General features: G+C 54.2%; 9 protein-coding genes and 1 tRNA gene. 7 read left to right on the top strand and 3 right to left on the bottom strand.

Translation table 11 applies throughout. The annotated features are described in order from the left end of the window. Positions 1-49: 49 nt before the first annotated feature. Positions 50-136, bottom strand: a tRNA-Leu gene (locus ACJJIN_RS16235). Between the two features lie 243 nt (positions 137-379). Between ACJJIN_RS16235 and rnr the strand changes: the two genes are divergently transcribed. Both rnr and rlmB read left to right on the top strand, forming a co-directional pair. Next, positions 380-3,118, top strand: a complete 2,739-nt coding sequence (gene rnr / locus ACJJIN_RS16230) for a ribonuclease R (RefSeq protein ID WP_444895411.1) — start codon at positions 380-382, stop codon at positions 3,116-3,118. A gap of 12 nt (positions 3,119-3,130) precedes the next feature. Beyond that, positions 3,131-3,886 (top strand): 23S rRNA (guanosine(2251)-2'-O)-methyltransferase RlmB, encoded by a 756-nt coding sequence (gene rlmB / locus ACJJIN_RS16225; protein WP_413664132.1) that lies wholly within the window; start codon positions 3,131-3,133, stop codon positions 3,884-3,886. A 649-nt stretch (positions 3,887-4,535) separates the two neighbouring features. Here rlmB and ACJJIN_RS16220 read toward each other — a convergent pair. Then, entirely contained in the window at positions 4,536-5,333 is a 798-nt protein-coding gene (locus ACJJIN_RS16220; RefSeq protein ID WP_444895410.1) for an isocitrate lyase/PEP mutase family protein, read from the bottom strand. Between the two features lie 221 nt (positions 5,334-5,554). Then, the gene (locus ACJJIN_RS16215; RefSeq protein WP_444895409.1) at positions 5,555-6,382 is read right to left on the bottom strand and encodes an alpha/beta fold hydrolase; all 828 of its coding nucleotides are present in this window, start codon (positions 6,380-6,382) and stop codon (positions 5,555-5,557) included. A gap of 307 nt (positions 6,383-6,689) precedes the next feature. On the opposite strand from ACJJIN_RS16215, the gene rpsF reads away from it, so the two are divergent. From rpsF to dnaB, 5 genes are all read left to right on the top strand, one after another. Next, positions 6,690-7,133: a 30S ribosomal protein S6 gene (gene rpsF, locus ACJJIN_RS16210; protein WP_282930240.1), complete on the top strand. Its 444-nt coding sequence runs from the start codon at positions 6,690-6,692 to the stop codon at positions 7,131-7,133. Positions 7,134-7,145: 12 nt separating this feature from the next. Beyond that, on the top strand, positions 7,146-7,376 hold the full coding sequence (gene rpsR / locus ACJJIN_RS16205; RefSeq protein WP_108731487.1) for a 30S ribosomal protein S18: 231 nt from the start codon (positions 7,146-7,148) through the stop codon (positions 7,374-7,376). Between the two features lie 43 nt (positions 7,377-7,419). Beyond that, the gene (locus tag ACJJIN_RS16200) at positions 7,420-8,262 is read left to right on the top strand and encodes a YybS family protein (RefSeq protein ID WP_413664135.1); all 843 of its coding nucleotides are present in this window, start codon (positions 7,420-7,422) and stop codon (positions 8,260-8,262) included. Positions 8,263-8,298: 36 nt separating this feature from the next. Further along, positions 8,299-8,745 carry a 50S ribosomal protein L9 gene (gene rplI / locus ACJJIN_RS16195; RefSeq protein ID WP_282930238.1) on the top strand — a complete coding sequence of 149 codons (447 nt, stop codon included), beginning with the start codon at positions 8,299-8,301 and terminating at the stop codon, positions 8,743-8,745. Between the two features lie 109 nt (positions 8,746-8,854). Continuing rightward, positions 8,855-10,297 (top strand): replicative DNA helicase, encoded by a 1,443-nt coding sequence (gene dnaB / locus ACJJIN_RS16190; RefSeq protein WP_444895408.1) that lies wholly within the window; start codon positions 8,855-8,857, stop codon positions 10,295-10,297. The last annotated feature ends 37 nt before the right edge of the window (positions 10,298-10,334 follow it).

Genomic DNA, 10,334 nt, shown 5'->3' with positions numbered 1-10,334 from the left:
AATCCACAAACAAAAAAGGCCGACTCTTGCGAGTCAGCCTTTTTGGAATTGGTGCCCAGGAGAGGACTTGAACCTCCACGACCGTAAGGTCACTAGCACCTGAAGCTAGCGCGTCTACCAATTCCGCCACCTGGGCAATTCAACGTGTGCTCCGTTGAGGACGCGAACTATAGAGATCTGCCCCCCCTGTGTCAACGGCTGCGTTGCGCTTTTTTCAACATTTCTTTCTTGGGTCGGGAAAATCGGCGAAATCGCTTATAATGCGTGCAATAGCGGCGAATTATTGACCAGGAATCCACCATCGGCGCCGCCTTTCTTTATGGCCGGATAATCTCCGGAGGTTGCCAACCCTGGCAACTGCCCAACAACGGATGCTGTTTTGACTCAAAAAAATACCTCAGACCCCTTCAATGTTGACCCTCATGCCCAGCGCGAGGCGGAGAAATATGAAAAGCCCGTGCCCAGTCGGGAGTACTTGTTACAAGTCCTTGAGAAGCAGGCGGAACCTGTGCCCTGGGAAGCGGTGGCCGATTTACTGGAAATAACCGATGAGGATCGCCGCGAAGGGGTGCGCCGCCGCTTGATCGCCATGTCCCGGGATGGGCAGATTGCCAGCAACCGCGCCGGTGATTTTGGTGTTCTGGATAAAATGAGCCTGATACGCGGCCGGGTTATGGGGCACCGGGACGGTTTTGGTTTTGTTATCCCCAGCGATGGCGGCACCGATCTTTTTTTATCCCACCGACAGATGCGCAAAGTCTTTGATGGTGACGAAGTATTAGTGCGGGAAACGCCCGGAGGTTTTCGCGGTAAACGCGAGGGCGCTGTTGTTCGGGTGATCAAGCACAATACCGAGCAGCTGGCTGGGCGCCTGTACCGGGAAAACGGTATTTGTTTTGTGCGCCCGGACAATCCTCGTATTAACCTGGATATTATGGTGGCCTCTGAGGATACCGCCGGAGCCAATCACGGCCAGTATGTCGTAGTAAAAATTGTTACCCAACCGGGCCGGGATAAAGTGCCGCAAGGTGAGGTTAGCGAAGTTCTCGGTGACCACCTTGCCCCGGGTATGGAGATTGACGTTGCGATTCGCAATTACGGAATTCCCCACACCTGGCCCAGTGCACTGACGGCGGAGGTCAATGAAATCGCCGATGAAGTGCTTGAGGATCACAAAAAATCCCGGGTGGATCTGCGCCAGCTGCCGCTGATTACTATTGATGGTGAAGACGCGCGGGATTTTGATGATGCGGTCTATTGCGAACTTTTACTCGATGGCAATTGGAAATTGCTGGTAGCCATTGCCGATGTTTCCCACTATGTACGTCCGGGTAGTGCGTTGGATGAGGAAGCGCACGGCCGTGGAAACTCGGTTTATTTTCCGGATTTCGTTGTACCCATGCTGCCGGAGAAATTGTCCAACGGCCTTTGCTCCCTGAACCCCGATGTCGATCGGTTGTGTATGGTGTGCGAAATGCACATCAACCGAAGCGGTGAAATTCAGGATTATCGTTTCTTTGAGGCGGTTATGCGCAGCCACGCGCGCCTGACTTATACCCAGGTAGGGCAAATACTCGATGAGCGGGATAACCGCGACAGTGGTGCCCGCAAGCAATTTGCGACCCTGATTCCACACTTGGATAACCTGCACGATCTCTACCTGGCATTGCGAGGAGCGCGGGAGCGCCGTGGGGCCATTGATTTTGAAACGACTGAGACGAGGATAATATTTGACGCCCAGCGAAAAATTGAGCGGATTATCCCGGTGGTGCGCAACGATGCTCACAAGCTGATCGAAGAGTGTATGCTCGCGGCCAATGTCTGCGCGGCGAGTCTGATGGAGCTATCGGAACTGCCCGCACTCTACCGGGTACACGATGCGCCCAAAGAGGAAAAACTCAGTAATTTGCGCGAATACCTGGGTGAATTGGGATTGCGCCTTCCCGGTGGTGGTGAGCCCCAGCCCAAAGACTTCCAGGACCTGATGGAGCAGATCGAGGGCCGTGCAGATGCGCATATTATTCAGGTGATGCTGCTGCGCTCTATGAACCAAGCGGTTTACCAGCCGGAGAATCGCGGACACTTCGGTTTGGATTACCCAGCCTATGCCCATTTCACCTCCCCGATTCGCCGCTATCCGGATTTGCTCCTGCATCGAGCGCTGCGCTGGTTGATACGCAACGGCAGCGCCAACCAAGCTGCGGTGGCAAAAAAAGTTCACTCTGTGCCCGGTGCCAAACCGATAGCTCGCGAGCAGATTTTGCCCTACGACATGCCGGCCATGTTGCAACTTGGGGAGCAGTGTTCCCTGACCGAGCGGCGTGCCGATGATGCGACCCGGGATGTGCTCAGCTGGCTAAAATGTGAATACCTGCAGGATCATGTGGGCGAAACCTATTCCGGTGTTATCAGTGCGGTAACCGGCTTTGGATTATTTGTGGAGTTGGATGATCTCTACGTGGAGGGGCTGATTCATGTCACCGCCCTACCCAAAGACTATTACCGCTTTGAGCAGGCGCACCAGCGTCTTATCGGGGAGCGCAGTGGCAAGCGTTATCATTTGGGTGACTCTGTCACCGTGCAGGTTGCACGGGTGGATCTCGAAGAGCGCAAGGTGGATTTCACCTTGAATGAACTGGTCCCACGCGCAAAGCGTGAGTCGAAGAAAAAGAAAGAGAGTACGCGGGTGAGTGCCCGCGCTATGGAAATGGCAGTAGAACATCAGTTGGAACGCGAGCGCCGGGGCCGCGATAAAAAAGAAAAAACCAGCAATACCAGTGCTAACCCCTGGGCCAAGCATACCGAGACCACAGCCAAGTCCTCGCCTTTCCGCAAGCGCAAGGTGGGATCAGATGAGGCTGTGCCAGTGGAGGCCAGTGTTGAAGCCCCTGTAGCAAAACCGGAAAAAGAGCCGCTCAATAGGCGAGGTGAAGGCAGGCAAGGCGAAGATGCCCAGCCCAAACGCAAGATTAAAAAGCGTACCCCGACACGCAAGGGCGGAAAGCGGCCTGCAGTGGCTGCCCGTAAAGCCGCGCAAAAGGCTGAAAACGCCAAAACCCGTTCGGGTAAACTAAAAAAGAAGAAAAAGATTTCTTCTAGCAGTAAAAAGAAAAAGTGATCGAGGAATAAATTGAGTCAGGAAGTTATCTATGGCCTGCACGCGGTGCAGGCCCTCCTAAAAGGTTCTCCGCAGAATGTATCGGAGCTTCTGTTACTGCGTGGCCGCAAGGATCAGCGCCTGCAAAAAATAATCCAGCAGGCGGAAAAAAATGATATTGCCGTGCGCTTTATCGACCGGCGAGCGCTGGATGAGAAAGTAGAGGATGGCGCTAATCACCAGGGTGTCGTTGCCATCTGTTCTGGCAAAACAAAAGTCCACGATGAGAAATTCCTGTTCGACCTGCTGAAAAAACTGGATCAGCGCGGGGAAGCACCTTTCTTATTAGTGCTGGATGGAGTGACTGATCCCCACAACCTGGGTGCCTGCCTGCGCTCGGCAGAGGCTGCCGGAGTACATGCGGTGATTGCGCCGAAAGATAAATCTGCCGGGCTGACGCCAACAGCCCGCAAAGTGGCCTGCGGCGCTGCCGAAGTATTGCCCTTTGTCACCGTGACTAACCTGGCTCGCGCGTTACAGCAGCTGCAGCAGGCGGGAGTGTGGATTTATGGTGCAGCCGGTGAGGCGAAACAGGATGTATACCAAAGCCAATTAACCGGCCCCTTGGCACTAGTCATGGGGGCCGAGGGCAGCGGCTTGCGGCGTCTGACTAGGGAACATTGCGATCATCTGATCAAAATTCCTATGGCGGGAGAGGTAAGTAGCTTAAATGTTTCTGTTGCCACAGGTGTTTGCTTGTTTGAGGCCGTGCGTCAGCGCAACGGCTAATAGTTGATCTATTCTGCGCGTGCTAGGGATGATCTTCACTGGCCGTGCAATCTAGTGGTTATAACAAATCTGGCCTCTATAAAGCTTTCCAAATAACCTCTGGATGGTGATGAAAGTATCTACCATGACTTTTATTGTTAATTGGATTCTCGAATCGCTTAGTTATTCGGAGCCCCTTAGGGCTTTCTTATTAATATTTGCTGAGATAAAAAGCAGCAATTTGACACTGCTCTAAAAGTTAAAGTGTCATGGCACTTATATCAGAGGCATAGAATGATACTAGGAAAATAATATATTTCTGAGAATGAAAAGTATTTGTGGGTGGCTGATAGTAGTACCATTTGTTGTTCTGGTAGATGTTGCTAAGTGGGCAGGTTGGCAATCGAAATAAATAATGGTAACTGGCTCTTACCTAATAGAGTAATGGTTTCTTTAAACTCATCAGTTGGGTCGTATAAATATCTACAGCTAATTTTTCCCAATTTAAGATTTAGAGAATTGCTCAATATTTAAACTTGCGGTGTTCCCATATTAGGTTGGTGAGCGGAGATTTATTTAGTTCTTTCGAAACTTTGATCCACGGGGTTACTGCAAGTCCTTACAAGCCGGGTATAGAAATACTCGGACATAAAACTTCTTTCCACATCCTTTAAGTAAATGCAGAGTTCATAGTGCCGTAGTCCAACGCCTTACTAAACAAATTAGTGTCACTTTTAACCGCTGCCAGCTGTTTTAATGATTCGCTTAAATGGCCATAGACAGATTGGAATAAAGCTGGCCCGGTACTAAAGCGCTTTATGCCTGCGGCAAAAAACTCTGATATAGGAGCAATTCCCGGAAGCAGCATAATATTGATTGGCAGGTCGATACCCGCTGCCAAACTCCTTGCCTCCTCAACTGAAGAGAGCCCAGGCACAAAGCCGCAGTCAGCACCGGAACTCTTATAAAGCTCTAACCTCTCTATGCACATATTTACCGCTTTATCACCGCTTGCGAGTGCATTGAGATAAACATCGCTACGGGCATTAATAAAAAGCGGGCGGCCGTTCAGTGCATTACGAATAGCGCCGAGCTTTTCACTGAGAGATTCGGGCGTGCCGTTACCATCTTCAATATTGATACCCACTACGCCCAGCTCCACCATTTTACAGGCCAGCTCAGCTACCTGTTTGGGGTTTTGGGAATATCCATCTTCAATATCCACACTCAGAGGTAATGAGGTCACCCGGGCAATCCGTGCGATAGCGTTCAAGTGTTCCTCAACGGGTAGCGCGCCGCCATCGGCATAACTCAGTGACCAGGCGACGGCGGCACTGCTGGTACCTACCGCTTGGGCGCCTGTGTTTTGGCAGATTAAAGCGCTGGCAGCATCCCACGCATTTGGCAGGATCAATGGGGCTGCGGCACGATGCAATTGGGTGAAGGTATTGAATGGGCTGTTGTTCATCGGGATAACCTACTTTAGCGATGTCGTTTGAGTGGTGAATTTACCGCTCAAGAGATTGGTTCACTGGCCACAATCGGAACTGAACCGTGAAAACCGGAAAGACAAATAAGATTGTTGGCTGCGATGTGGGAGGGAGGTGGAGCGGGCAGTTTTTATTAATACATGGCTAAGAAAGCTGTGAATTGCTTTCTTGGCCATGCAGGAAAGACAGAAAAAAGGAATCAGTTGAGAGCGGGATCTTTGTGTAGCCACTGCTGTACTGCCTCAACTACGGGGGCGGGATTCTTGATCCAGCTGAGGTGAGGGTTGCCCTTGGGATAAGTGGGTTTCATCTCCCGGGTTTCGCCGCCGACGATCGCCGCTAATTTACGGGCGGCCTGAATAGGGGCGAAGGGGTCGCCGTCCAGCGCAATATGCAGGGTGGGCTGGCTTGTCTTTTCCATTTGCCCAAAGCGATCCTCTGGAGCAAAGCGGCCGCTAAATATGGATCGGGCCCAGTCTTTCATTAGCCTGCGCGCTTCGCGCCAGCCGAATCCCATGCGCGCACCGGGGAAATAACCCAGCAGGCTTGAGGTCACACTGGCAATTGAGGCGAAGAGCAGGATGGCGTATTTGTGCAGACCACTCCAGCTGCGATGGTCCACATGGCCGGAGGCGATGCTGACAACCTTGGCGTTGCCAGTGAGGCCGGCGCGGGCTGCCAGGGTGCTGGTTTGACCGCCGATACTGTGGCCGAGAATCAGTGCTGGCCCCTGAGGGAATTGCTGTTCCAGCAGTTGGATTAACTGTGGGATAAACGAAAACACCAGATCGTTGTAACCGTAGTCGGCATTTCGGTGGGGGCGCGGCAGGCTCTCCCCGGTGCCGGGCAATTCGCTGATGGCGGTGTTGTAACCGAGCTTTTGCAGCTCTTCCAGAAGCAGGCGGTAGCGGTTGGCCGGTACGCCCATCGCGGGAAGTACCAATACCAGGGGGCCTTCGCCGTTGTGTACTGTGGTTACTGGTACCTGGAAGGCGCCAAATTCTAATTGGTGGGTTTGTTGGGGCATGGTACTTCTCCCTTTAACAGTCCGGCATCATAGGCGAAGCCAGCTTGCCAAACCCATGACCAGACCGAGCAGTGCTGTGTCCCAATCCGCCAAATCTCAGAGACAAGGCGAGTGGCAGGGTAGTCATTTTGATCAGCTTGCAACCGGGTGGGCGAAGGCACAGGGCCTGATGCAACTGGTTAACTTGCAACCAACCCCACAACTGCCTAGAATACGCCGCCCGCAATGGGCCCGGTTTATCCGTGCCCGTTGTACTCCTTGCCTCATCGGACTGTCCGAGAGGCTGATTAACCCGTAAGGAGCTAAAATGCGTCATTACGAAATTGTATTCCTGGTTCACCCGGACCAGAGCGAGCAGGTACCTGGCATGGTGGAGCGCTACACTGCGTCCATCAAGGAGAGCGGTGGACAGGTTCACCGTCTGGAAGACTGGGGCCGTCGCCGTCTGGCTTACCCGATCAACAAGATCCACAAGGCTCACTACATTCTGATGAACGTAGAATGTTCTGAAGAAGCCCTTGAGGAACTGACTACCAACTTCCGTTACAACGATGCGGTTATCCGTAATCTGGTAATTCGTGAAGACGAGGCGATCACTGAAGAGAGCCCGATCATGAAAGCGGAAAAAGAAAGCCGTGAGCGCAAAGCTGCCCGTGCAGAGCGCACCGAGCGTCGCGAGCGCGCCGGAGAAGAGAAAGCTTCTTCCGACGCTGCAGAAGCTTCTTCCGATAACGCTGAAAGCGAAGAGTAAGGGGATTATCAGATGGCACGTTTTTTCCGTCGTCGCAAGTTCTGCCGTTTCACCGCTGAAGGTGTTAAGCGTATCGACTACAAAGATCTCGATACCCTGAAAGCCTACATCTCCGAGACTGGCAAAATTGTTCCTAGCCGTATTACCGGTACCAAAGCCAAGTATCAGCGTCAGCTGGCCTCTGCGGTCAAGCGCGCTCGCTACCTGGCCCTGCTGCCGTACACGGACAGCCACGAAGCCTAAGCCGCAGTTTGCTTAGACTCATTAATAGAGAAGCTATCTAGATATGCGCGCCGTAGCTGAATTTATTATGCGCGGACGCGTCAGGGCGGTAATCCTCACCATGTTGGGGATTCCGCTGATAAGCCCGGCAATTCTCGCTCTGGTGAGTTTGCGCCGAGGCAGCAGTGACGGCCTGATGGTTTTGGCCTGGGCTCTGTTGCCGATTGTCGTTATGGGTATGAGTGGTCATGTACCACCACTGGTGACTGGTATATCCGCAGGCCATTTTGTTGCAGTTTTTTGCGGCGCCATGGCATTGCGCAGCAGTCGCTCCTGGGCCGCTGGCCTGGTGGCTGTAACGGCGGCATCGGCAGCAGGCATATTGCTGACCTCTCTCTTCAGTGGAGGACTGATGCAAGGGTTCTTGCAGGCAGTCGAGAATGCAGCGGAACAGCCCAATACTGTTCCAATGGATGAACTGAAGCAGATATTTTCGGGTGAATTGCAAATTACCGGTTACCTGGGCCTGATATCGGCGATGAGCGCCACATTGGCTCTGGTACTGGGGCGTTACTGGCAGGCCCTGCTGTACAACCCCGGCGGTTTCCGCCAGGAGTTCCACCAGCTGCGCCTGCCCCTGTGGCTATCAGCGACAAGCATGTTGTTGTGGGTAGTCAGCTTGGTAACCCCAGGCTACGCATTTTGGGGAGCTGTGATTGCGTTCCCGATGGTGGTAGCTGGTATTGCCCTGGTCCACTGGCTGGTTGCCAGTCGCGGTTGGGGAGTAGGTCCCCTGGTGGCGATGTACATCATGCTGGTGATTGGAGGGCTGCCCCTGGCGGGCTTCCTCTGCGGCCTGGCCCTGGTAGATAGCTGGATAGATATTCGCGGACGCTCTTCCAAATAAGCGCGCCCGCACAATACAGAAATTGAGGAAACCGAGATGGAAGTTATTCTGCTCGATAAAGTAGGCAAACTGGGCAACGTGGGTGACCGCGTTGATGTTAAAGCCGGTTTTGGCCGCAATTTCCTGCTGCCGACTGGTAAGGCAATTGCTGCTACCGCCGCAAACATTGCTGAGTTCGAAGCTAAGCGCGCTGAACTGGAAGCCGCTGCTGCCGCTAAGCTGGCTGAAGCTGAGAGCCGCGCTACCAAGCTGGCCGATCTGGTTGTTACCATCGCTGCTAACGCTGGCGACGAAGGCAAGCTGTTCGGTTCTATCGGCACTCGCGACATCGCTGAAGCGATCTCCGCTGGTGGCGTTGAAGTAGCTAAAGCTGAAGTTAAGCTGCCGGAAGGCGCGCTGCGCGAAGTGGGCGAGTACGACGTAGACGTACAGCTGCACTCCGACGTAATTGCTGCAGTTAAAGTCGTTATCGAAGCCGAGTAAGGTTTTGTTGACGAACGGTTGGTGCTTCGGGCGCCAGCCGCGCTACAATCGGGCGCTGCACCCTATCGGGTCCAGCGCCTGTTTTGTTTTTACTATCCAGTAAAGTCCCATGATCGACGAATACGCCGCCCCTGAAGAAGAGATCCACAGCGAAGAGAGTTCACCCCTGCCGCATTCGGTAGAGGCGGAGCAGTCTGTGCTCGGCGGCCTGATGCTGGACCCGGGCCGTATTGATGCCGTTGCCGAACAGCTGAGTGAAGAGGACTTCTTCAGTGCCAGCCACCGCAAGATCTTTGCGGTTATGGGCGAGCTGAGCAATGGCGAACAGCCCCTGGATATCGTTACTCTCGCCGAAGGCCTCGCCAGCCGCGACTTGCTCGGTGAAGTGGGTGGCCCTGCCTACCTGGCGGAATTGGCCGAAAATACCCCCTCCGCAGCGAATATCGTCGCCTACGCCAAGATCGTGCGTGAGCGCTCTATGCTGCGCCAGTTGATCGCCGCCGCCGGTGAGATCAGCCGCACCAGTTTTAATCCCGGTGGCCTCGCTTCCGCCGATCTGCTGCAGATGGCCGAGCGCCGCGTGGCGGAAATTGCCGAGGGGCGCGCCAAAGAGGGCGGCTTTGTCGGCGTGGATACCCTGCTGAAAAAGACCGTCGAGCGCATCGATGAGCTGTTCAAGACCGAGGGTGATATCACCGGTATCAGCACCGGTCTGAGCGAACTGGACCAGCGCACCTCCGGCTGGCAGCCGGGCGAACTGGTTATTCTCGCCGCACGTCCCTCCATGGGTAAGACCGCACTGGCATTGAATTTTATCGAGAGCGCCATGCTCTGCCAGGAGAGCCCGACTCTGGTCTTCAGTATGGAGATGCCCTCGGACAGCCTGGTGATGCGGATGTTGTCCTCTATTGGTCGTATCGACCAGGGGCGCATCAGGAACGGCAAGCTGCAGGAAGAGGATTGGCCCAAGCTATCCAGCGCCGTGCAGAAGATGAAAGGCAAGTCCCTGTATATCGACGATACGCCGGCACTGAGTCCCAGCGAGGTGCGCGCCCGTACCAAGCGCACGGTGCGCGATCACATCAACAAATTGATGCGCGAGAACCCCAAGTTAAGCCGCGAAGACGCCGAGGCCAAGAGTATGCCCGCCATGATTATGGTGGACTACCTGCAGCTGATGCAGGTGAAGGGGTCTACTGAGGGCCGCACCCAGGAGATCTCCGAGATCTCCCGCTCTCTCAAGGCGCTGGCGAAAGAATACGAGTGCCCGGTGATTGCCCTGTCGCAGCTCAACCGGGGAGTAGAGCAGCGCCCCAACAAACGGCCGATGAACTCGGACCTGCGGGAATCCGGGGCGATCGAGCAGGACGCTGACGTGATCCTGTTTATCTACCGCGATGAATACTACAACGAGGACAGCCCGGATAAAGGGATGGCCGAGTTGATTATCGGCAAGCAGCGTAACGGTGAGATCGGCACCTGCCGCGCAGCCTTTGTGGGCAAATACACTCGCTTCGACAATCTGGCGCCAGAATACTACCAGGGCGAATAAGCCTTTCTGCTAGGTTCGCGGCTGTCGAATATCCGAG

This window comes from Microbulbifer maximicatervae (SeqCode), from assembly GCF_052467505.1.
The sequence above is the reverse complement of the archived record's forward strand: the minus strand, read 5'-3'. Positions and strand labels throughout refer to the sequence as shown.

Coding starts and splice junctions, on each gene's coding strand:
- ACJJIN_RS16220 (WP_444895410.1), bottom strand. CDS start 5,333: ATGAACAACAGCCCATTCAATACCTTCACCCAATTGCATCGTGCCGCA.
- ACJJIN_RS16215 (WP_444895409.1), bottom strand. CDS start 6,382: ATGCCCCAACAAACCCACCAATTAGAATTTGGCGCCTTCCAGGTACCA.
- rpsF (WP_282930240.1), top strand. CDS start 6,690: ATGCGTCATTACGAAATTGTATTCCTGGTTCACCCGGACCAGAGCGAG.
- rpsR (WP_108731487.1), top strand. CDS start 7,146: ATGGCACGTTTTTTCCGTCGTCGCAAGTTCTGCCGTTTCACCGCTGAA.
- ACJJIN_RS16200 (WP_413664135.1), top strand. CDS start 7,420: ATGCGCGCCGTAGCTGAATTTATTATGCGCGGACGCGTCAGGGCGGTA.
- rplI (WP_282930238.1), top strand. CDS start 8,299: ATGGAAGTTATTCTGCTCGATAAAGTAGGCAAACTGGGCAACGTGGGT.
- dnaB (WP_444895408.1), top strand. CDS start 8,855: ATGATCGACGAATACGCCGCCCCTGAAGAAGAGATCCACAGCGAAGAG.